This window comes from Streptomyces sp. NPDC050988 (assembly GCF_044456225.1).
In the GTDB taxonomy this organism is placed as follows: domain Bacteria; phylum Actinomycetota; class Actinomycetes; order Streptomycetales; family Streptomycetaceae; genus Streptomyces.
The window spans coordinates 80,998-103,352 of the sequence record NZ_JBITFQ010000037.1 but is presented as its reverse complement, the minus strand read 5'-3'; the positions used below and the strand labels follow the sequence as shown (position 1 = coordinate 103,352).

Annotated in this window: 13 protein-coding genes; 3 read left to right on the top strand and 10 right to left on the bottom strand. The window is 70.8% G+C overall.

Translation table 11 applies throughout. The annotated features are described in order from the left end of the window. Together ACIBEI_RS43460 and ACIBEI_RS43455 are read right to left on the bottom strand one after the other, a co-directional pair. Positions 1 to 2,267, bottom strand: a 2,267-nt coding sequence (locus ACIBEI_RS43460) for a maltotransferase domain-containing protein (protein ID WP_398896497.1), incomplete at its 3' end; no start/stop codon positions are given. A 238-nt stretch (positions 2,268 to 2,505) separates the two neighbouring features. After that, a complete protein-coding gene (locus tag ACIBEI_RS43455) occupies positions 2,506 to 3,705 on the bottom strand; it encodes a S8 family peptidase (protein WP_398896496.1) in 1,200 nt (399 codons plus the stop codon). Positions 3,706 to 4,275: 570 nt separating this feature from the next. Here ACIBEI_RS43455 and ACIBEI_RS43450 point away from each other — a divergent pair. Beyond that, complete coding sequence (locus ACIBEI_RS43450) at positions 4,276 to 6,894, top strand: glycosyltransferase family 1 protein (protein ID WP_398896494.1); 2,619 nt, start codon at positions 4,276 to 4,278, stop codon at positions 6,892 to 6,894. Between the two features lie 395 nt (positions 6,895 to 7,289). Here the strand turns inward: ACIBEI_RS43450 and ACIBEI_RS43445 are convergent, their stop codons facing one another. From ACIBEI_RS43445 to ACIBEI_RS43410, 8 genes are all read right to left on the bottom strand, one after another. Beyond that, a complete protein-coding gene (locus ACIBEI_RS43445; protein ID WP_398896493.1) occupies positions 7,290 to 7,601 on the bottom strand; it encodes a hypothetical protein in 312 nt (103 codons plus the stop codon). A gap of 85 nt (positions 7,602 to 7,686) precedes the next feature. Further along, on the bottom strand, positions 7,687 to 8,199 hold the full coding sequence (locus ACIBEI_RS43440; protein WP_398896492.1) for a DUF1990 family protein: 513 nt from the start codon (positions 8,197 to 8,199) through the stop codon (positions 7,687 to 7,689). A 73-nt stretch (positions 8,200 to 8,272) separates the two neighbouring features. After that, positions 8,273 to 9,925 carry a M4 family metallopeptidase gene (locus ACIBEI_RS43435; RefSeq protein WP_398896491.1) on the bottom strand — a complete coding sequence of 551 codons (1,653 nt, stop codon included), beginning with the start codon at positions 9,923 to 9,925 and terminating at the stop codon, positions 8,273 to 8,275. 356 nt (positions 9,926 to 10,281) lie between these two features. Continuing rightward, a complete protein-coding gene (locus tag ACIBEI_RS43430; RefSeq protein WP_398896490.1) occupies positions 10,282 to 12,321 on the bottom strand; it encodes a M4 family metallopeptidase in 2,040 nt (679 codons plus the stop codon). Between the two features lie 399 nt (positions 12,322 to 12,720). After that, entirely contained in the window at positions 12,721 to 14,493 is a 1,773-nt protein-coding gene (locus ACIBEI_RS43425; RefSeq protein WP_398896489.1) for an ABC transporter ATP-binding protein, read from the bottom strand. After that, positions 14,490 to 16,325: an ABC transporter transmembrane domain-containing protein gene (locus ACIBEI_RS43420; protein WP_398896487.1), complete on the bottom strand. Its 1,836-nt coding sequence runs from the start codon at positions 16,323 to 16,325 to the stop codon at positions 14,490 to 14,492. The genes ACIBEI_RS43425 and ACIBEI_RS43420 overlap by 4 nt, the downstream gene beginning before the upstream one ends. Before the next feature lie 56 nt (positions 16,326 to 16,381). After that, positions 16,382 to 18,238, bottom strand: coding sequence for an ABC transporter ATP-binding protein (locus ACIBEI_RS43415; RefSeq protein ID WP_398896486.1), 1,857 nt, complete (start codon positions 18,236 to 18,238; stop codon positions 16,382 to 16,384). Then, positions 18,235 to 20,313: an ABC transporter ATP-binding protein gene (locus ACIBEI_RS43410; protein WP_398896484.1), complete on the bottom strand. Its 2,079-nt coding sequence runs from the start codon at positions 20,311 to 20,313 to the stop codon at positions 18,235 to 18,237. The genes ACIBEI_RS43415 and ACIBEI_RS43410 overlap by 4 nt, the downstream gene beginning before the upstream one ends. A 248-nt stretch (positions 20,314 to 20,561) precedes the next feature. Here ACIBEI_RS43410 and ACIBEI_RS43405 point away from each other — a divergent pair, with 248 nt between their 5' ends. Together ACIBEI_RS43405 and ACIBEI_RS43400 are read left to right on the top strand one after the other, a co-directional pair. After that, positions 20,562 to 21,524, top strand: coding sequence for an ABC transporter ATP-binding protein (locus ACIBEI_RS43405; protein WP_398896482.1), 963 nt, complete (start codon positions 20,562 to 20,564; stop codon positions 21,522 to 21,524). Between the two features lie 86 nt (positions 21,525 to 21,610). Continuing rightward, positions 21,611 to 22,345, top strand: coding sequence for an ABC transporter permease (locus tag ACIBEI_RS43400; protein ID WP_398896509.1), 735 nt, complete (start codon positions 21,611 to 21,613; stop codon positions 22,343 to 22,345). The last annotated feature ends 10 nt before the right edge of the window (positions 22,346 to 22,355 follow it).

The following is a 22,355-nucleotide window of genomic DNA, read 5'->3' as shown; positions in this document are numbered from 1 at the left end:
TCGCGCACCGGCATCGACTCGTGCCAGTCGAGGCCGAGTCGTGGCATGTCCAACGAGACCGTGGCCTCCTGGGTGTGGTGAGGGTCGAGGTTCACGACCACCAGAACCGTGTTCGATCCGCGTGCGTCTGCGACAGATTTCGAGTACGCGATCACCGCCTCTTTGTCCGCCTGGTGGAAGTGCAGGTCGCGCAGTTGCCTCAGGGCCGGACTGCGGCGCCTGACCGCGTTGAGTTCGGCAATCAGAGGGGCGATGCTACGACCCTCGCGCTCCGCCGACTCCCAGTCTCGCGGACGCAGTTGGTACTTCTCCGAGTCCAGGTATTCTTCGCTCCCGTCCCGCACCGGGACGTTCTCGCACAGCTCGAATCCGCTGTAGACACCCCAGGCCGGCGACAGTGTCGCGGCGAGCACGGCCCGCAGTTCGAAGGCGGGCCGGCCGCCCTGCTGAAGGAATTCGTGCAGGATGTCCGGGGTGTTGGCGAAGAAGTTGGGCCGCATATAGGCGGCCGCCTCGCCCGACAGTTCGGTGAGGTACTCGGTCAGTTCTTCCTTGGTGTTGCGCCAGGTGAAATACGTGTACGACTGCTGGAAACCGATCGCGCCGAGCGTGTGCATCATCGCCGGGCGGGTGAACGCCTCGGCCAGGAAGATGACATCGGGGTCGGTGCGGTTGATGTCCGCGATCACCTGCTCCCAGAAGATGACCGGTTTTGTATGGGGGTTGTCCACGCGGAAGATCCGCACCCCGTGGCTCATCCAGAACCGCAGAACCCTGAGCGTCTCCTGGATCAGGCCGGGCATGTCCTTGTCGAAGGCGATCGGATAGATGTCCTGGTACTTCTTCGGCGGATTCTCCGCGTACGCGATCGTGCCGTCCGAGCGGTGGTGGAACCACTCCGGGTGCTTCTCCACCCACGGGTGGTCCGGTGAGCACTGGAGGGCGAAGTCCAGGGCGATCTCCATGCCCAGGCTCTCGGCCCGCCGTACGAAGGCGTCGAAGTCGTCGATCGTGCCGAGGTCGGGGTGGACGGCGTCGTGCCCGCCCTCCGGCGAGCCGATTGCCCAGGGGACCCCGACGTCGTGCAGGGACGCGTCGAGCGTGTTGTTGGGGCCCTTGCGGAAGGTCGTGCCGATGGGGTGGATCGGTGGCAGGTACACCACGTCGAAGCCCATCGCGGCGATCGCGGGCAGCCGTCGCGCGGCGGTCCGGAAGGTGCCGGAGACCGGCGGCTTGTCGGGTTCCACCACCGCGCCCTCCGAGCGCGGGAAGAACTCGTACCAGGACCCGTACAACGCCCGCTCCCGCTCCACCAGGAGGGTCAGCCGCTCGGCGGACGAGACCAGTTCGCGCAGGGGGTGGCGCGCCAGGACGTGGTCCACGTCGGGCGTGAGCGCGGCGGCGAGGCGGGCCGCGGCGGGCCGGTCGGTGTCGCGCAGGGCCTCCACGGCCGCGAGGATCGCGTCACGGCGGCCCTTGCTCTTCGGCACGCCGGTCGCGGCACGCTCGTACAGCAGCGCGCCCTCCTCCAGGACCAGCTCGGTGTCCATGCCCGCCGGGATCTTGATCTGCGCGTGGTGGCGCCAGGTGGTGATCGGGTCGCCCCAGGCCTCCACGGTGTAGGTCCAGCGGCCCGGCGTCGGTACGGAGACGGTGGCGCCCCAGCGGTCGGTGCCGGGGGCCAGTTCGCGCAGCGGGGTCCAGGGGCCCGAGCGGCCGTCAGGATCCCGCAGGACGACGTTCGCGGCGACCGCGTCGTGCCCCTCGCGGAAGACCGTCGCGGAGATCTCGAAGGGCTCGCCCACCACGGCCTTGGCGGGGCGGCGCCCGCCCTGCACGAGGGGGCGCACGTCCAGCACGGGGATGCGCCCGATCAGAGGGCCGCTTCCCGGGACGGGGGCTGGGACGGGGGCTGGGGCGGGGGTGAGGCGGGTGGTGCTCTTCCGGGTGGTCGTCGACGGCCGCGACTGCTTGGACGACTTGGACGGCTTCTTCGACTCCGACGGTTTCGCCGACTCTGCCGGGTGCGCGGATTCTGCCGGTTTCACCGACTCCTCCTGGTTCACCGGCTCCTCCTGCTTCGCAGGCTCGGCGGGTTTCGCCGACTGTGCAGGCTTGGGGGCCTTGGGAGTCTTGGCCGGTTTGGCGGCCGGCTCGACGGCCCTTGCCTTCGGCGGCTGTGGCCGGTCGGTCTTCTCTCCCTGGTCGGGGGGTTCGGTGGTGCCGGGCGTCGGGGGTGGTGACGGCTGGTGGTGCATGGCGGGCATGACCGCTCCTGTCCGCGTCAACGTGGGTGGGCGGATGAGGGTGTGGGGAGGTTGGTCCTGCTGGGCGTACCGGTGGAGCCTTCCCACTCTTTTCGGGTGGGCAATCCGGCACTTTGTTAACTACTCGCGCGTATGTCTACACACAAGACCGGCCTCGTCCGATGAGAATCCGCCAAGGATCCGTAAAGGATCGGTTGGGGATTCGCGGGACGAGGCCGGTCGGTGAATGCGCAAATACTTAGGGGTTGTCGACTTGCAGGAGCTTGTTCGGTGAGCCGAGCCCGGCGTTGGACATCTTCCCGGAAGCGGCCTGCTCGACAAGAGCCTTGCTGACATCGGCGGGTGTCGCCCAGGCGTGGTCGGCCAGATGGAGCGCGGCCGCACCTGCCGCGTGGGGCGACGCCATCGACGTACCGGAGAAGGTCGCCCTGCCCGTGTCGCTCGCGTTGGAGGCTGAGGTGACGTCCACGCCGGGGGCGAACAGATCGAGTCGCGCGCCCCAGTTGGAGAAGTCCGCCCTCGCGTCCTTCTTGTCGCTCGCGCCGACCGTGATCGCCTCCTTGACACGGGCCGGTGAGTAGAGGCTCGCGGGGAGGCCGTCGTTGCCCGCCGCGACCGCGTAGGTGACCCCGGACGCGATGGAGTTGCGGACCGCGGCGTCCAGTTGCGGGTCCGCGAGCCCGCCCAGGCTCATATTGGCGACGGCCGGCTTCTGGGCGTTCTTGGTCACCCAGTCGATGCCCGCGATGACCTGCGAGAGCGTGCCGGCTCCGTTGTCGTCGAGGACGCGGACGGCGACGACCTTCGCCTGTTTCGCGACGCCGTACGTCGTGCCCGCGATCGTGCCCGCCACGTGCGTGCCGTGGCCCTGGCCGTCCTGGGCGACGGCGTCGTTGTCGACGAAGTCCCAGCCGTTGCTCGCCCGGCCGCCGAAGTCCTTGTGGGTGATGCGTACGCCGGTGTCGATGACGTACGCCGTCACGCCCTGGCCCGCGGACTCCGGCCAGGTGTAGCTGCTGTCCAGCGGCAGGTCCTGCTGGTCGATGCGGTCGAGGCCCCACGGCGGGTCCGGCTGCCGGTGCTCGACGGCCACGGTGGCGTCCCGCGAGACCGAGGCCACACGGGAGTCGGCGGCCAGGCGCTTGGCCTGCCCCTCGTTCACCTTCACCGCATAGCCGTTGAGCGCGGTGCTGTAGGTGTGGCTTATTTTCGCTCCGTACTTGGTGGCGACGGCCTTGCCCGCCTTCGACGGAGCCCTCGTTCCCCCTTCGAGCGTCACTATGTAGCTGCCGCTGACGGAAGCCGCTCCGCCCGTGCCGGATATCTGCCCCTCGGGGGCGGCGTGTGCGGGCAGGGTGATGGCCGAAAGCACCGCGGCCGTCATGACCGCGGTCAGGCCTCCCGCCCAGTGCAGCCGCCGCTCGCGCGTCACTGCCATGGTGTGAGTTCCCCTCCTCGACTCGGCGTGCTCCGGCCGGTGGTGCGCGCGGGCCCGGTGGGGCTCTGGCAGGCCTCGCAAGTCCCTGTACGGGTCCTGCGAGGCCGTGGCCGGATCGCCACTTGGCAGCCTCTCGTGCGGTGTGAAGCGCCACAAGGTCGCCCGACGGGGCGGAATCGGCCATATCGCCCGTGGCGGACATGTAAAGGTTGCGGCGATTTCCGGCCCTTCCGCGGGGGGCGCGGGGCCGTGCCGCCGAAGGCTCCACCACGCGGGCGTGATCAGTGACGATCGGCCCCCGGTCGCAGTACCGCTCACCCCGCGGAGCACTTCGCGCCGTAGTTGCGGAGGCACCCTCGCCGCTACCGTCATGGGTGACAAAGTGCGCACAGCGACGTGCGTCCGCCAGATCGCCCTGATGCGCTGGATCTCCCTGATCCGCCGAGTCATCGAAACGCCGAGCCATCGAAACGCCGAGCCATCGCAACGTCCAGCCATCGCAACGCCTACGCCCAGCCATAGCAACGCCGATACGCCGTCCTGGTACGTCCTCCGTGAAGGTGGAAGCTCGTGAAGGCCATCCGCAGATTCACCGTGCGTCCCGTACTCCCCGAAGCCCTTCACCCCCTCAGCGATCTGGCGCGCAATCTGCGCTGGTCCTGGCACGCCGAGACCCGTGACCTCTTCCAGTCCGTGGACCCCGAGCACTGGGCCGCCTCCGAATGCGATCCCGTACGCCTCCTCGGGAGCGTCTCGCCCGAGCGGCTGGCCGAACTGGCCGAGGACCGGCGCTTCCTGCGGCGACTCGCCGCGGTCGCCGACGACCTCAAGGACTATGTGGGCGGGGACCGCTGGTACCAGTCCCAGACCTCCGAACTCCCCGCCGCCATCGCCTATTTCTCACCCGAGTTCGGCATCACGGCCGCGCTGCCGCAGTACTCCGGCGGCCTCGGCATCCTCGCCGGGGACCATCTCAAGGCGGCCAGCGACCTCGGCGTACCCCTGATCGGCGTCGGACTCCTCTACCGGCACGGCTACTTCCGGCAGTCCCTGTCCCGGGACGGCTGGCAGCAGGAGCACTATCCGGTCCTGGACCCGAACGAACTGCCCGTCTCCCTGCTGCGCGAGCCCGACGGCACCCCCTCGCAGGTGTCCCTGGCCCTCCCCGGCGGGAGGTCCCTCCACGCCCGTGTCTGGCTGGCCCAGGTCGGCCGGGTCCCGCTGCTGATGCTCGACTCGGACATAGAGGAGAACGACCTCGGCGAACGGGGCGTGACGGACCGGCTCTACGGCGGCGGCAGCGAGCACCGGCTGCTCCAGGAGATGCTGCTCGGCATCGGCGGGGTGCGTGCCGTGCGTACGTACTGTCGGCTGACGGGGCACGCGCAGCCCGAGGTGTTCCATACGAACGAGGGGCACGCGGGATTTCTTGGCCTGGAACGAATTCACGAACTGTCTTATGAGGACCTGGATTTCGACGCCTCCCTCGAAGCCGTCCGGGCCGGCACGGTCTTCACGACCCACACCCCCGTGCCCGCCGGAATCGACCGCTTCGACCGGGAACTGGTGGCCCGGCACTTCGGCCCCGACGCGGAACTCCCGCGCATTGACGTCGAACGCATTCTGCAATTGGGAATGGAGACATATCCGGGCGGCGAACCGAACCTCTTCAACATGGCGGTGATGGGCCTGAGGCTGGGCCAACGCGCCAACGGGGTCTCATTGCTGCACGGACAGGTCAGCCGGGAGATGTTCTCCGGGCTCTGGCCGGGCTTCGACCCGGACGAGGTTCCGATCACCTCCGTCACGAACGGCGTGCACGCGCCGACCTGGGTGGCCCCCGAGGTCTTCCGTCTCGGCGCCCGCCAGATCGGTGCGCAGCGCACCGAGGACGCGATGACGGTCGGCGCCTCGGACCGCTGGGACGCCGTCGCCGAGATCCCCGACCAGGACATCTACGACCTGCGCCGCGTGCTGCGCGAGCAGCTGGTGACGGAGGTACGGGAACGGCTGCACGCGTCCTGGCGGCAGCGCGGCGCGGGCACGGCCGAACTGGGCTGGATCGATGGCGTGCTGGACCCGGACGTCCTGACGATCGGCTTCGCGCGCAGGGTCCCCTCCTACAAGCGCCTGACGCTGATGCTGAGGGACCGGGACCGCCTGATGGACCTGCTGCTGCACCCCGAGCGGCCGATCCAGATCGTGGTGGCGGGCAAGGCGCACCCGGCGGACGACGGCGGCAAGCGCCTGGTTCAGGAGCTGGTCCGTTTCGCGGACGACCCGCGCGTACGCCACCGGATCGTCTTCCTCCCCGACTACGGCATGGCGATGGCGCAGAAGCTGTATCCCGGCTGCGACATCTGGCTGAACAACCCGCTCCGCCCCCTGGAGGCGTGCGGTACATCGGGGATGAAGGCGGCGCTGAACGGCTGCCTCAACCTCTCGGTCCTGGACGGCTGGTGGGACGAGTGGTTCCAGCCGGACTTCGGCTGGGCGATCCCGACGGCGGACGGCACGGCGGTGGACGACGACCGCCGGGACGAGCTGGAGGCGTCGGCGCTCTACGAGTTGCTGGAACAGCGGGTGGCCCCGCGCTTCTACGAGCGCGGCCAGGCCGGCCTGCCCGACCGCTGGATCGAGATGGTCCGCCAGACCCTGACCCACCTGGGCCCGAAGGTCCTGGCCGGCCGCATGGTCCGCGAGTACGTGGAACGCCTCTACACCCCGGCGGCCCATGCCCACCGCGCCATGTCCCCTTCCGCGGCAAGGGAGTTGGCGGTGTGGAAGTCTCGCGTCCGCGGGGCCTGGCCGCACGTCACGGTCGACCACGTGGAGACCTCGGCCGGGACTCCGACGGCCGAACTCGGCACGACACTCTCCCTGCGCGTCCGCGTCGGCCTGGGCGACCTGGCCCCCGACGACGTCGAGGTCCAGGCAGTCTCGGGCCGCGTCGACTCGGAGGACGGCATCACGGACGGCACGTCCGCCCCACTGAAACCGGCGGGCGGCCCAGACCTGGAAGGCCGCTGGCTCTACGAGGGCCCCCTGTCCCTGGACCGGACGGGTCCCTTCGGCTACACGGTCCGCATCCTGCCTACGCATCGACTGTTGGCGTCGAGTGCGGAGTTGGGGCTGGTGGTGGTTCCTTCGGAGGAGTTGGGGGAGGGGGCGGGGGTTTTGATGCGGTGAAGTCGCCTGCGCTCAGGGCCGCTTGAGGCGCGGAGGAGGGGTCGGGGGATCCTCGCGCCTCGGTGATCGGAGCTGGTCCAGGGTTGTCGCTCGGGTCCGGCGAGCCAGGGGCAGGGGTGCCGCGGACCCGGTCGGTGATCGACGGGGGTTGGGTCAGTGGTGAGCGGTGCGCGGCGTGCCATGAAGGCTGTTGTGCTGGTGATCGGCACGACAGTTGTGCTGTCGGCGTGCAGTGGGCCGGGGGACGGGGAGTCGAAGTCCTCCGCCGGTGGTCAAGGGCCGCTCACCAAGGCCTAGTTGACCGACGCGCTGCCCGAGGGCGTCGACCTGCCGGGTTTCAGCGCGGAGCGGCAGAGTCTTCCACTGTTGGAGGCCAAGGATGTTGTGACGACAGGTCAGGCGGCCTGTCGTCCCCTCGCGGACATGATGAGCGTGCGTCCCCGGCTTCCCCGGAGGGCCATGGTCTGGGCGACGATCGAGGCGGAGGGTTCCCCGGCGTCGGCCCCGCCCGGGACTCTGACTCTGACGAGCCACGACGGCGACACCGCCGCGCAGTGGATGACCGGGCTGAAGAGAGCCGTCGCCACCTGCACCCGGTTCACCGCCACGTCGAAGCGCGGCTGGGCGTACGACTTCAGCGCCGCCTCCGTTCCCCCGCCGCCTTCGAAGAACGGCGAGCCGCGGCCCGTGCCGGAATCCGTCGCCATCGCGCAGGAGAAGAGAAATCCGCACCGCGGCGGAGTAGGCAAACGCCCCTGCAGATGTCCGCTTCGGCGGAATCGGTCGCCCCCACTACCTCAGAAAGTCGCCCTTCGGGTCCTCGCACATCTTCCGCAACACCACCCCGCACCGCCGTGCGTAAGCATGCTGCAACCCCCGCGTAGCCGCCCCGCCCGCCTTCGCGTACCACTTCGCCGGGCGGCTGAAGGCCGTTATCGTCAGCCAGACCGTGCCGTCGCCCGTGCGGTCGACGATGAAGGCTTCCTCGCCGGATTCGGGGTGGCCGGGGAGGGTGCCGTAGGCCCAGCCGGCTCGGCGGGGTTCGTCGATTGTCCAGACGATGCGGCAGGGGGCCTGGAGCAGGCCCAGGCCGACCGTGACGTCCACGCCGGGGGCCGCCTGCGGGGCGTCCGTTGTGATCTTGACGCCCACCGCTCTGTGGAGGTCCCAGGTCAGGACCGCCTGGGACGCGGATTTGAAGACCTCCTGGCCCTCGCCGACGCGGCTGCGGACGTGCAGGGGATGGAAGCCGGGTGGGCACCGGCCGTCGCGGGTCGCGCCCACGTCCTCGTACGTGTAGGGCATGGGAACCAAGAGTAGGGCGGTACCCGGGAATGCCTTCGTTCCGGGTACCGCCCACGCCTCAACTATTGGACAGTCAGGCCACGTTCACCGCGGACCAGGCCGCCGCGACCGCCTTGTACTCCGCGCTGGCCGTGCCGCCGTACAGCGCCGACGCCGCGCTCAGTGTCGCCGTACGGGCGCCCGCGTACTTCGTCGTGGACGTCATGTACTCGGTGAGCGCCTTGTACCAGATCTTGACCGCCTTGTCGCGGCCGATGCCGGTGACCGTCGAGCCGTTGGAGGTCGGGGAGTTGTAGCTGACGCCGTTGATGGTCTTGGCGCCGCTGCCCTCCGAGAGGAGGTAGAAGAAGTGGTTCGCCGGGCCCGAGGAGTAGTGGACGTCGATGCCGCCCAGGCTGGACGACCAGCTGTCCTTGGACGCGCCGTCCTTGCTCGGCTGGTCCATGTAGCGCAGCGGGGTGCCGTTGCCCCTGATGTCGATCTTCTCGCCGACGAGGTAGTCGCCGACGTCGGACGCGTTGGCCGCGTAGAACTCGACCGCCGTGCCGAAGATGTCGGAGGTCGCCTCGTTCAGGCCGCCGGACTCGCCGCTGTAGACCAGGCCCGCCGTGTTGGAGGTGACGCCGTGCGTCATCTCGTGGCCCGCCACGTCGATCGAGGTCAGCGGCTTGGCGTTGCCCGAGCCGTCGCCGTACGTCATGCAGAAGCAGCTGTCGCTCCAGAAGGCGTTGACGTACGCGTTCCCGTAGTGGACGCGGGAGTAGGCGGCGACGCCGTTGTTCTTGATGCCGTTGCGGCCGAGCACGTTCTTGTAGAAGTCCCAGGTGACCTGGGCGCCGTAGTGCGCGTCCACGGCGGCGGTCTGGGTGTTCGAGGCCGCGCCCGTGCCCCAGGTGTCGTCCGCGTCGGTGAAGAGGGTGCCGGTGCCGGACGTACCCCGGTTGAGGTTGTACGTCTTGTGGGCGCCGCGGCCGGTGTCGTTCAGCTGGTACGTCGAGCCCGAGAGCGAGGTGCCGATGGTGACCTTGCCGGCGTACTGGCTGTTGCCGGTGCCGGTCTGGATCGCCTCCCACTCGTACAGCTTCTTGCCCGTCTGCGCGTCGGTGATGACGTGCAGCTGCTGCGGGGTGCCGTCGTGCTGGAAGCCGCCGACGACCGTCTCGTAGGCCAGGGCCGGCTTGCCGTCGGCCGCCCAGACGACCTTGCGGGGCGCCTTGTCGGCCGCGGACTTCGTGCTGCCCTCGGCCTTCGCCGCCTTCAACGCCTGCTTCTCGGCGGTGGACTTGGCGATGTCCGGGGTGACGTCGGAGACCTTGATGGCGGCCTTGGTCGCCTTGGTCACGCCCTGGGTCTTGCCGGCCTTGGTCTCGTGGATCACCAAGTCGCCGCCGAGGACCGGGAGTCCGTCGTACGTGCGCTCGTACCGGGTGTGCGTCGTGCCGTCGGCGTCCTTGACGACGTCTCTGACGACCAGCTTCTCCTTGGCGCCGAGACCTATCTCGTCGGCCGTGTCCGCCGTGGCGGCGTCGGCCTTCTGGATGAGGCTCGTACGGGCTGCCGCGGTCAGCTGGACCGGGGCCGCGGCGAGGGTCGTCCCGCCGGACTGCTCGGCCGGGGACTGGGCGGAGGCACCGGTGGTCAGACCGGTGGTGAGCAGGGCTCCGGCCGCCACTGCGGTGGCGATGGCCAGAGTGGTGCGCTTGTGACGCGCGTAGAGGGGGGTCACACAAGCTCCTTCGTGGGGGGTGTCCGACTGGCATGGGGGACCGGTCGGGCGGTTGTGAAGTTGCGGTGCGGGTGTGCCGTAAGCGGTGATGCGAGGTGAACGTTGCCAGTTGAGTCGCGTACATGTCAGCGGGGCGAATAAAGGTTGGCCGGAAATCGTCCGCTGCCCGAAGATCCGCGTACGGATTGCGGACTTGAACGCCAGCAAAGGCCTGGTAAAGGGCGGGGAAGGCCGTCGCAAGGCGGTGGTAATGGCGTGGCAAAGAAGGTGCCGCCCCGGGGAGCCGGATCCCCGGGGCAGCGCCCTGTGCGTGTGGGCCTGGGTGAGCTTGTGTGGCCGGTGCTCACCCGGATCGGTTACGCCTGCGGGAAGGTGATCTTCCAGCCATTGATCCTGCCGGTGTCCTGCGCCGCCTGGTCCTGGACCCTCAACTGCCAGGTGCCGTTGGCGAGTTCGGAGGACGCGTTCACCGTGTACGGCTCGGTGACGTTGTCCGCCGAGTCCGAGGAGCTGAAGGGCTTGAGGCGGTAGCTCGTGCCGTCCGGTGCCACCAGGTCGACCACCAGGTCACCGCGCCACGTGTGCGTGATGTTCGGGGTGACGACCAGGTTGGTGGGAGCGTTTCCGGCCTGGCCGGTGACCGCGATCGACGACGTCACCGCCGCTCCGTTGTCCGGAATCGCTACGGCCGTCGTGCTCTCGAACGACGTGCCGCCGCCCCCGCCGCCACCGGGCCGGGCGCCGACGTTGATGCCGGCCCACGCGTTCTGCACCGCCGTGTACTCGGCGCTCGTGGTGCCGTACAGCTCACCCGCGACCGCGAGCGTGCCGGTGCGGGCCGCCGCGTAGTTGGTCGTCGAGGTGAACTTCGTGGTGAGCGCCTTGAACCAGATCAGCGCGGCCTTCTCCCGGCCGATCCCGGTCACCGGCAGACCGTCGGAGGTCGGCGAGTCGTACGCGACGCCGTTGACGGTCTTGGCGCCGCTGCCCTCCGAGAGGAGGTAGAAGAAGTGGTTCGCCGGGCCCGAGGAGTAGTGGACGTCGATCGAGCCGATGCCCGAGTACCAACTGTCCTTGGACGCGCCGTCCTTGCTCGGCTTGTCCATGTAACGCAGCGGCGTCCCGTTGCCGTTGATGTCGATCTTCTCGCCGACCAGGTAGTCGCCGACGTCCTGGGTGTTGCCGGCGTAGAACTCGACGGCCGCCGCGAAGATGTCGGAGGTCGCCTCGTTCAGGCCGCCCGACTCACCGCTGTAGACCAGGCCGGCCGTGTTGGAGGTGACGCCGTGCGTCATCTCGTGCGCGGCCACGTCGATCGACGTGAGCGGCTTGGCGTTGCCCGAGCCGTCGCCGTACGTCATGCAGAAGCAGGAGTCCTGCCAGAAGGCGTTGACGTAGTTGTTGCCGTAGTGGACGCGGGAGTACGCGCCGACCCCGTCACCGCGGATACCGCTGCGGCCCTGCACGTTCTTGTAGTAGTCCCACGTCAGCGCGGCCCCGTAGTGGGCGTCCGCGCCCGCCGTCTCCAGGTTCGACGCCGCTCCGTTGCCCCACACGTCGTCGGCGCCCGAGAAGAGCGTGCCCGTGCCCGACGTACCGCGGTTGAGGTTGTTCGTCCTGTGGTTGCCGCGCGTCGTGTCCGTGAGGTTGTACGTCGACCCGGACTGGGCGCTGCCGAGGGTCACCGAACCGCTGTACTGGGTGTTGCCCGTGCCGGTCTCGACGGCCTGGTACTCGTAGAGCTTCTTGCCGGTGGCCGCGTCCGTGATGACGTGCAGTTCGTTCGGGGTGCCGTCGTGCTGCAGACCGCCCACGACCGTCTCGTACGCGAGGCTCGGCGTGCCGTCGGCCGCCCAGATCACCTTGCGCGCGCCGTCCGCCTCGGTCTTCTTCGAGCCCTCCGCCGAGGCGGCCTTCAGGGCCTGCTTCTCGGCCACGGCGGGCTTCACCGCCGCGCTGGTGGTGATGCCCTTGAGCTGGGCCTTCACCGCGCGCGTAACGCCTTCGGTCTTCCCCGACTTGGCGGTGTCGACCACCAAGTCGCCGCCGAGGACCGGGAGTCCGGCGTACGTGCGCTCGTAGCGCGTGTGGACCGTACCGTCCGCGTCCTTGACGACGTCACGGACGACGAGCTTCTCCTGGGCGCCCAGGCCGAGTTCCTTCGCGGTGTCCGCCTTCGCCGAGTCGGCGTCACGGATCAGCGCCGCGCGCTGGGCGGGGGAGAGCTTGACGGACAGGGACCCCTTGTCGAGCTTGCCCGGGGCGGGTTCGGTGTCGGCGGTGGCGGCGCCCGTCTGGACGGCCGCGGCGAGCAGGGCGGCGACGGCGACGAGCGCGCCGGCGGCGGCCTTGCGCCGGGTGGAACGGGAGGCGAACGCGGAACGGGAGTTACCCACGGTCTGAGAAGTGCCTGCGGTGTGGGAGGTGCGTCTGTGGGAGGTGCGTCTCAACACGGACTCCTTCTGCGTGGCCGCGGATCGCGGATCGCGCGGCCAGGGGGGACCGGACGGTTGGGATCCGTCCGGGCAGAACAAGGCGGAACGCGGAACCACTTGCATGGGCACGTGCGGGCGTGCGTGGGGGTCCACCACGGCACAGCGGTTCTTGTGGGGTTGCTGTGGAGTGGTCGTGGGAAGAGTGGCAGCAGATGGCGCTCTCTGTCAGGTGCGCATCAAGAAGTTGGCTGGAAAAGGTCCGTTGTCCGGGTGGTCATGTTCGGTATACGGACTCTTTGCCGGGCGGACGGCCCAGGCGGGCTAGGGCTCACGCGGGCTCAGGCCCCCGCAGGACCAGGCTCATGAAGGCCGTTGGTCGGGAAGCCCCGGGCGCTCCCCGTGCCACGAGTGCCACAGGGACGCGTACGCGCCGTCGGCGGCCACCAGGCTGTCGTGGGTGCCCAGTTCGGTCAGGCGGCCGACCTCCATCACGGCGACCCGGTCCGCGTCGTGGGCGGTGTGCAGGCGGTGGGCGATGGCGATGACGGTGCGGCCTTCGAGGACGGCGGCGAGCGCGCGCTCGGTGTGGCGTGCGGTCGCCGGATCCAGGAGTGCCGTGGCCTCGTCGAGGATCAGGGTGTGGGGGTCTGCCAACACGACTCGGGCCAGGGCCAGTTGCTGGGCCCGGGAGCCGTCCGCCCGGTGGGGGCTGTCGGGTCCCAGCTCCGTGTCGAGGCCGTCCGGCAGCTCCTGGACCCAGTCGTCGGCGCCGACCGCCGCGAGGGCCGCCCACAACTCGGGGTCACCGGCGGACGGTTCGGCGATGAGGAGGTTGTCGCGGACCGTGCCGAGGAAGATGTGGTGCTCCTGGGTGACGAGCACGACCTGCCGCCGCAGCTGCTCCGGGTCGAGGTCGACGATCGGCACCCCGCCCACCGTCACCGAGCCGGAGCGCGGCGCGTCGATGCCCGCCAGCAGCCGGCTCAGGGTGGTCTTCCCGGCGCCGGAGGGCCCGACCACGGCCAGCCGCTCCCCGGGCCGAACGGTCAGGTCCACCCCGCGCAGGACCTCGCCCCCGCGGTCGTACGAGTAGCGCACGTCCGTCACGTCGATCCGGTCGTCCGCCGGGGCCGGGGATCCGGACGGCACGGCCCGCGGCGCCCGGCCGAGGCCCTCCACGCGGGCGAACGAGGCGCTGCTGGCCTGCAGTTGCTCGACCCGCATCAGGACCTGGTCCAGCGGTGATTCCAGCTGGCGCAGATACAGGGTCGCAGCGACCACCGCGCCCAGGCTCACCGTGCCCCGCTCGTGCAGGGCTCCACCGACCAGCAGCACGACCGCCACGGGGAGCACGAACGAGATCTCCACCGTCACGAAGAACACGGTCCGCAGATACAGCGTGTACAACCGGGTGCGCCGGGACGTCTCCAGGGCGTCCCGGCTCGCGGCGATCCGCCGCCGCTGGAGTCCGAACGCCTCGACCGTGCGCCCGCCGGACGCGGTCGCCGTGAGGATCTCGGCGACCTCCGACGTGGCGGCCCCCTCGGCGAGATAGCCGGTGCGCGCCCGGCGCAGATACCAGCGCAGCGCCAGCCAGATGCCCGCCTGGGCGAGCACCGCGCAGGCGCCGAGCAGCGGGTCGAGCGCGAAGACCGCGCCGAGGAGGAACAGACACTGGACCGACGAGATCAGCAGCTCGGGACCTGCGTCGCGCAGGGTCGTGCCCACCGCCGAGACGTCCGCGGTGCCCCGGGCCGTCAGATCGCCCGTGCCCGCCCGCTCCACGACCGAGGCGGGCAGGGTCAGCGTCCGCTCGACGAACTCCTCGCGCACCCGCGCCAGCGTCCGCTCCCCGAACCGGTACCCCACGTACCGGGCGCCGCGCGCCAGCAGCAACTGCCCCAGCGCGCACACCAGGATGACCAGTGCGAGGCGGTCCACGACGGCCACGCCGCCACCGGCCCGGACCTCGTCGATGATGCGGCCGAGCAGCCACGGACCGACCAGACCGGCAGCGGCGGCCAGCGCGTTCAGCACGAGCACGACGGCGAAGGCGCGGCCGTCCGCGCGGATCAGCCGGCCCGCGGCCCTGCGTACGTCGGCCGGTTCGGCGACCGGCAGCTGCGCGGTCATCGCACGGCCTCCTCTGCGTCCAGATCCGATGCCGTGGCCGGACCCGATGCCGCATCCAGGTCCGACTCGTCGGCGTCCGTGTGGTCCACGCCGCCCACGCAGCCCACACCGTCCGTGTCATCCGTGTCATCCGTGTCGTCCGCGTCGCGGGCCACCAGCGCGCGGTATCCCGGCTCCCCGTCGAGGAGCTCCTGATGGCCGCCGACGGCCGCGACCTTGCCGTCGACCAGGTAGTACACGGTGTCCACCTGGTCGAGGACGAGCGGCGAGGTGCTGGTCACCACGGTCGTACGGCCCGAGCGCGCCGCGCGCAGCCGGGCGGCGACGGCCGCCTCGGTGTGCGCGTCCAGCGCCGAGGTGGGCTCGACCGCGAGCAGCACCTCGGGGTCGGCGAGCAGCGCCCGCACCAGACGTACGCGCTGCCGCTGCCCTCCGGAAAGACTGCGGCCCTGCGCGTCGACGGCCGAGTCGAGCCCGTCCGGGAGCCCGAGCACGACGTCGTCCGCCACGGCCGCACGCACCGCCCCGGCGACGGTCTCCTCGTCGGGGTCCCCGCGGCCGGAGACCAGGTCGCGCAGGGTGCCCGCGAACAGGTCGGCCTCGTTGTCCGCGACCAGGATGCGCGCCCGGACCTGTGGCAGGGCGATCGCGTCGAGGCGTACGCCGCCCCAGGTCGCCGCCGACGCGGTGTACCTCCCGAGCCGGTCGACCACGGCGGCGGACTCCGCCGGACGGGCGCCGACCAGCGCGGTCAGCCTGCCGGGCGCCACCCGCACACCGGACCGCGGATCGTGCAGCACGGAGGGCTCGGCCAGCGCGTCCAGGGAGGCGCGGCCCGTCTCCATCGGCTCCAGGGACAGGAACCGTACGACGCGCCGGGCGGCCACCACGCCCCGGCTGAGCTGGTAGCCGCACTCGACGAAGAAGGCCACCGGCGCCACCAGGACCGCGACATAGCCGTACACGGACACCAACTCGCCGATCGTGATGGACCCTTGAGCGGCGAGCCGGGCCGCCAGCCACGTCACGACGGCCAGGAACACCGTCGGCAGCCCGACGCCGAGCGCCTGGATCCAGCTCGTGACCGACCCGACCCGGTACCCCTGCACCCGCAGCCGCTGCGAGTCACGGCGGAAGGCGTCGGCGAACAGCCCTTTGCCACCAAGGCCGTTGAGGACCCGCAGCCCGCCCGCGAGGTCGCCGATCCGCGCCGTCAGCACACTCTGCCGCTCGCGGTACTCCGTCTCCACGCCCCGCAGCCGCCCCATCAGCGGACCGACGAGTACGACTGTCACCGGCACCCCGAGCAGCACCACCGCGGCCAGCGGCAGCGAGATCGACAGCAGCAGTCCGGCCACGACGGCGTAGGCGACGGCCGCGCCGACACCCGGGCCGACCACTGTCAGGGACTGGCTGATCGTCTGCACGTCACCGACGCCGATGGTGACGACCTCCCCGGCCGCCGTCCGGCGCGACAGCGTGGCACCCAGCCTGGTCGCCTGACCGACCACGAGCTTGACCGACCGGAAGTTGGCGTCCATCCGGAGCCTGGTCATCGTGCGGTGCCGCATGATGCTCAGCCAGGAGTTGAACACCTCAAGGCACAGCAGCGCGGCGGACCAGCCGGCCAGCGCCGCCCGGTCGCCCGGTTCGAGGCCGTCGTCGATCGCGCGCGATAGCAGATACGGCGCCAGCGCCCTGAGCACCATCCAGACGGTGCCAAGCAGCGCCCCCGCTGCGGCCCGGCCCGGCTGCCTGGCGACCAGCCACCAGAGATACCGCGCGCCACCGCGACAGTCGGGTGTCCCGGGATCCTCGTACGCGTCGACCATTCGGCCCCTCTTTTGTTGTGCTCGGTCTGCCTCCGGGGCGCCAAAGCCCGTGTCCGCTAGACCAGGCTGTCCCGCCACGCCTGATGCAGGTCCGCGAACCTGCCCGTGTCCGCGACGAGTTGGGCGGGGCTGCCGTCCTCGACGATGCGGCCGTGCTCCATGACCAGCACCCGGTCGGCGATCTCGACGGTCGACAGCCGGTGGGCGATGACGACCGCCGTCCGGCCGCGCAGGACCGTGTCCATCGCGCGCTGGACCGCCCGCTCGCCCGGCACGTCCAGCGAACTGGTGGCCTCGTCCAGGATCAGGACCGCCGGATCGGCGAGCAACGCCCGCGCGAACGCCACTAGTTGACGCTGACCGGCCGAGATACGGCCGCCCCTCTTGCGTACGTCCGTGTCGTAGCCGTCCGGCAGGGCGCTGATGAAGTCGTGGGCGCCGATGGCCTTCGCGGCGCGCTCGATGTCCTCGCGGGAGGCGTCCGGCCGGCCAATGGCGATGTTCTCGGCGACCGTGCCGGAGAAGAGGAAGGCCTCCTGCGTCACCATCACCACCCCGCGGCGCAGTTCGGGCACCGACAGCTCACGCAGGTCGACGCCGTCGAGAAGGACCCGGCCGTCCGTGGGGTCGTAGAAGCGCGCCAGGAGCTTCGCGAGCGTCGACTTGCCCGCGCCCGTGGAGCCGACCACGGCGACGGTCTGGCCCGCCGGGAGGGTCAGCGAGAAGGCCGGGAGCACCTCGCCGCCGGTGCGGTACGCGAAGCGGACGTCGGCGAACTCGACCTGGCGGCCCGGGTGTTCGGAGGCCAGCTCCGGAAGCGCACGTGCCCGTACGGGCTCCGGCACCGAGGGGACCTGGGCCAGCAGTCCCGCGATCTTCTCCAGTGACGCGGCTGCCGACTGGTACGAGTTGAGGAACATGCCGAGCCGGTCTATCGGGTCGTACAGCCGGCGCAGATACAGCACCGCGGCGGCCAGCACGCCCAGCGCCAGCGAGCCCGACGCCACCCGGTAGGCGCCCCACAGCACGATCCCCGCGACCGCCGTGTTGGCGACGAGCCGGGAGCCGATGACATAGCGGGCCATCTCCAGGATGGCGTCGCCGTTGACGCGCTCGTGGCGGCTGTTGAGTACGTGGAAGTCGGCGTCGTTGACGGCCTCGCGGCGGAACGCGCGCACCGGCCGGATGCCGTTCATCGTCTCCGCGAACTTCACGATGACGGCGGCGATGGCGGTCGAGCGGACGCTGTAGATCCGTCCGGCGCGGCGTCGGTAGAGCCGGATGAGGAGGTACAGCGGCACGAACGAGGCCACGGCGACCGCCCCGAGGCCCAGGTCGAGCCAGAGCAGCAGCGCCGAGATGTAGACGAACGACAGGATGACGGTGATGAGTTCCTGGAGGCCCTCGCTGAGCAGCTCGCGCAGGGACTCGACGTCCGTCGTGGAGCGCGAGATGAGCCGGCCCGAGGTGTAGCGCTCGTGGAAGTCGACGCTGAGCGCCTGCGCGTGCCGGAAGATCCTGCCGCGCAGGTCGAGCAGGACGTCCTGGTTGACGCGGGCGGAGGTCAGGACGAAGCCGTACTGGAGCGTGCCGGCCGCCACCGACGCCAGGACGTAGGCGACCGCCACGGCGATCAGCGGACCGTGGTCGTCGCCGCGGAAGGCCGGTACGGCACGGTCGATGGCGTACGCCACGAGCAGCGGGCCCGCCTGCACGGCCGCCTGCTGGAGCAGCAGCAGGACCGAGGCGAGGACGACGCGGGCCTTCATAGGCGCGAGCAGGGAGCGCAGGAGGGCGGCCGTCGCGCGCGGGGGAGCGGGCAGGGAGTCGCGGTCGAAGGGGTCACCGTGCTTGGGCGGAGGTGCCGGCCGGTCCTCTTCGTCGGTCGGCGCGGTGGTCGTGGGCGCCGTCATCGCTTGTCTCCCTCGAACGTCGCTGTCGTCGCTGTCGTCGCTGTCGTCGTCGCTGTCGCCGTCTCTTGTGTCGTCTCTCTCGTCTCTGCCGTCCCGGACATCAGCCAGGCGTACTCCGCGCTCGTACGCAGCAGTTCGTGGTGCGTGCCGACGGCGGTGATGCGGCCCTCGGAGAGCAGGGCCACCCGGTCGGCGAGCATGACCGTGGACGGGCGGTGGGCCACGACGAGGGCGGTCGTATCGGCGAGGACGCGGCGCAGGGCCGCCTCGACCAGGGCCTCCGTGTGCACGTCCAGGGCCGACAGGGGGTCGTCCAGGACGAGGAAGCGGGGTCTGCCGACCACGGCCCGGGCCAGGGCGAGGCGTTGGCGCTGGCCGCCGGAGAGGCTGAGGCCCTGCTCGCCGACCTGGGTGTCCGTGTCCTGGGGGAGCGCGTGGACGAAGTCCGCCTGCGCGACGGCCAGGGCGCGGTTCAGCTCGGTCTCGCCGGCGTGGGCGTCGGCGCCCATGAGGACGTTCTCCCCGACGCTCGCCGAGAAGAGGGTCGGCTCCTCGAAGGCGACCGCCACGAGTGCGCGCAGCGTTTCCCGGGGCATCTCGGTGATGTCCTGGCCGTCCAGGGTGATCCGGCCCGCCGTGACCTCGTGCAGCCGGGGGACGAGCGCGGTGAGCGTCGTCTTCCCGGTGCCGGTGCCGCCGACGAGGGCCATGGTCTCGCCGGGGCGGATGTGGAGGTCGATGCGGTCGAGTACGGGAGCGGAGCCGGCCGGGGCGTCCGGGTAACGGAACTGGACGGCGTGGAAACGGAGTCCGCCGGTGGCGGAGCCCGTGGCTGAGCCGGAGCCGATGCCGGAGCCCGTGGCTGAGCTGGTGCCGGTGCCGGAGCCTGTGGCTGAGCCGGAGCCGGAGCCCGTGGCTGAGCCGGTGCCCGCGGCCGCGCCCTTCTTCGCCTCCGCCTCCGCCTCCGCCTCCGCCCCCGCCCCCGCCTCCGCCTTCGCGGCCACGGCGTGCCGAGGCGGGACGGCCGGGCCGGACCCGGACTCCGGTTCCGCGTCCATCACCTCGAAGTACCGCTCCGTCGCGGTCGCCGCCTCCTGGCTCATCGCCAGCAGGAAGCCGATCGACTCGATGGGCCAGCGCAGCGCGAGAGCCGTGGACAGGAAGGCGACCAGCGTGCCGGTGGACAGCTCGCCGTCGGCCACCTGCACCGTCCCGAGAACGAGCGCCGCACCGATGGCGAGTTCGGGCAGGATCGTGATCGCGGCGAAGATCCAGGCGAGCAGCCGCGCCTTGGCCAGCTCCGTGCCGCGCAGGGTGCGGGAGAGGTCCCGGAAGGCGAGGGCCTGACTGCGGTGGCGTCCGAAGCCCTTGATGATCCGGATGCCGAGGACGCTCTCCTCGACGAGCGTCGTCAGATCACCGACCTGGTCCTGGGCCCGCCGCGCCACCTTCGAGTACCGCTTCTCGAAGAGCCAGCAGACGATCATCACGGGCACGGCGGGCGCGAGCAGCACCAGTCCGAGCGTCCAGTCCTGGGCCAGCATGATGATGAAGCCCACCAGAATCGTCACGCCGTTGACCAGCAGGAACGTCAGCGGGAAGGCGAGGAACATGCGCAGCAGCATCAGATCCGTCGTGCCGCGCGACAGCAACTGCCCCGAGGGCCAACGGTCGTGGAACGCCACCGGCAGCCGCTGCAGATGCCGGTACAGATCCGCGCGCATCGACGCCTCGACCCCGGCGAGCGGCCGGGCCACCAGCCACCGCCGCAGCCCGAACAGCGCCGCCTCGGCGAGCCCGAGCAGCAGCAGGTACAGCGCCCCGAGCCACACCCCGCCCGTGTCCCGGTCGGCCACCGGACCGTCCACGATCCACTTCAGAACGAGCGGAATCACCAGCCCCGTACACGAGGCGAGGACGGCGACGACGGCCGCGGTGAAGAGCCGGACGCGCACGGGCCGCACGTACGGCCACAGGCGCAGCAGGCTTCGTACGGCGGAACGGCTCCTGGCCGGTTCGGTTTCTGTGGCTTCCTCGGCAGGGGTGACGGCGGCGGGCGCGGGTGTAGTGGGCATCAACGCGAGCCTACGGACCGGCACTGACAACGCCCACCGAGTTTTGGCCGGTCCCGGATCCGCCGCTGGTCCTACGACCTGCGTGTCCGACGGGTCGTACGCGCGGGGCGGGCAGGCGGTGCGCGTCGGGAGGCCGCGTCGTACGCACGATGCAAGCCGGGTCGTACGACGGCATCAACCGATCGGTTGATGCGCTTCGAGCGCGACGGCCGATGTGGCGGACCCCGCCCCGGCGGGACGCTCGGAGCATGTCATCCACATCCATGATCGAAGTCACCGATCTGCGCAAGTCCTACGGCGGCAGGCCCGCCGTCGACCGCGTCTCCTTCACCGTCGAGGAGGGCGAGATCTTCGGCGTCCTAGGCCCGAACGGCGCCGGCAAGACCACCACCGTCGAATGCGTCGAAGGCCTGCGCGTGCCCGACGCGGGCCGCGTCCGGGTGACCGGCCTCGACCCCGTCACCGAGCACGCGGCCACCCGCCAAGTGCTCGGCGCACAGCTCCAGGAGAGCGAACTGCAGACCAAACTCACCGTCCGTGAGGCCCTGGAGCTGTATGCCGCCTTCTACACCGGCCCGCTCGACTGGCGGCCCCTCGCCGAACGCCTCGGGCTCACCGACAAGCTCACCACCCGGTTCGCCAAGCTCTCCGGCGGCCAGAAACAGCGCCTGTTCATCGCGCTCGCCCTCATCGGCAATCCCCGGATCGTCGTCCTCGACGAGCTGACCACCGGCCTCGATCCGCGGGCCCGCCGCGACACCTGGGAACTCATCGAGGACATCCGCGCGAACGGCGTCACCGTCCTGCTCGTCACGCACTTCATGGAGGAGGCCCAACGGCTCTGCGACCGGATCGCCGTGATCGACAAGGGCCGGGTGGCCGCGCTCGACACCCCGGCCGGTCTGATCCGCCGCTCGGCGGGCGCCACCGTCATCAGCTTCACCCCGTCCGCCCAGCTCGACGACCGTGACCTGAACGCGCTCCCGGGGCTCGCGTCGGTCGAGTACAAGGAAGGCCGCGTCACGCTGTCCGGCACCGACGAGACCGTCAACGCCGTCGTCACCCTCCTCGCCCGCACCCACGTCACGGCCCACCAACTCCGCGTCACCGACGCCACGCTGGACGACGCGTTCCTCGACCTCACGAAGGACGCCACCACGGACGCGTCCAAGGACGCGACCAAGGACGCCACGAAGGAGGCAGCGGCATGAGCACGGCCCCCGGCACCACCGCCCCCGGCCCCACCGCCCCCGGCCCCACCGCCCCGGGCACCACCACCCTCGGCACCACCACCCTCATCCACCCCGCCGTACTGAAGAGCGAGGTCCGCCTCTTCCGCAGGGAACCCGGCAGCCTCTTCTGGATCCTCGGGTTCCCGACCCTGCTGCTGGTGATCCTCGGCTCGATCCCCGCCTTCCGGGACGCCGACCCGGACTTCGGCGGACTGCGCCCGGTCGACGCCTACGTCCCGGTGAGCGTGCTGCTCGGCCTGACTGTCGGCGGTCTGCAGGCGATGCCGCAGACCCTCACCGGCTACCGCGAGCGCGGCATCCTGCGCCGGATGTCCACCACCCCGGTCCGGCCCGCCGCCCTGCTGTCCGCGCAGATGCTGCTGTACGGCGGGGCCGCCCTGACGTCGTCCCTGCTCGCCCTCGCGGTCGGCCGCCTCGCTTTCGACGTACGACTGCCCGAGCAGCCCCTCGGATACGCGCTGGCCCTGGTCCTGGCCGTCCTTGCGGCCCTCGCCCTGGGCGCGGTGATCTCCGCCCTGTCCCGGACGACGAAGATCGCGGGTGCCATTGGGTCCGCCGTGTTCTTCCCGGCGATGTTCTGCGCGGGTGTGTGGATGCCGGTGCAGACCATGCCCGACGTACTGGCCAGGGTCGTCGGCTACACGCCGTTCGGCGCGGCCGCCGAGGCGCTGAACCAGGCGGCGGCGGGCGACTGGCCCGGCTGGGGTCACCTGGGTGTGCTCGTGGCCTGGACGGTGCTGCTGACGGCCGCGGCGTCCCGCTGGTTCCGGTGGGAGTAGGAGAGGGCCC

Coding starts and splice junctions, on each gene's coding strand:
- ACIBEI_RS43455 (WP_398896496.1), bottom strand. CDS start 3,705: ATGGCAGTGACGCGCGAGCGGCGGCTGCACTGGGCGGGAGGCCTGACC.
- ACIBEI_RS43445 (WP_398896493.1), bottom strand. CDS start 7,601: ATGGCGACGGATTCCGGCACGGGCCGCGGCTCGCCGTTCTTCGAAGGC.
- ACIBEI_RS43440 (WP_398896492.1), bottom strand. CDS start 8,199: ATGCCCTACACGTACGAGGACGTGGGCGCGACCCGCGACGGCCGGTGC.
- ACIBEI_RS43425 (WP_398896489.1), bottom strand. CDS start 14,493: ATGACCGCGCAGCTGCCGGTCGCCGAACCGGCCGACGTACGCAGGGCC.
- ACIBEI_RS43420 (WP_398896487.1), bottom strand. CDS start 16,325: ATGGTCGACGCGTACGAGGATCCCGGGACACCCGACTGTCGCGGTGGC.
- ACIBEI_RS43415 (WP_398896486.1), bottom strand. CDS start 18,238: ATGACGGCGCCCACGACCACCGCGCCGACCGACGAAGAGGACCGGCCG.
- ACIBEI_RS43410 (WP_398896484.1), bottom strand. CDS start 20,313: ATGCCCACTACACCCGCGCCCGCCGCCGTCACCCCTGCCGAGGAAGCC.
- ACIBEI_RS43405 (WP_398896482.1), top strand. CDS start 20,562: ATGTCATCCACATCCATGATCGAAGTCACCGATCTGCGCAAGTCCTAC.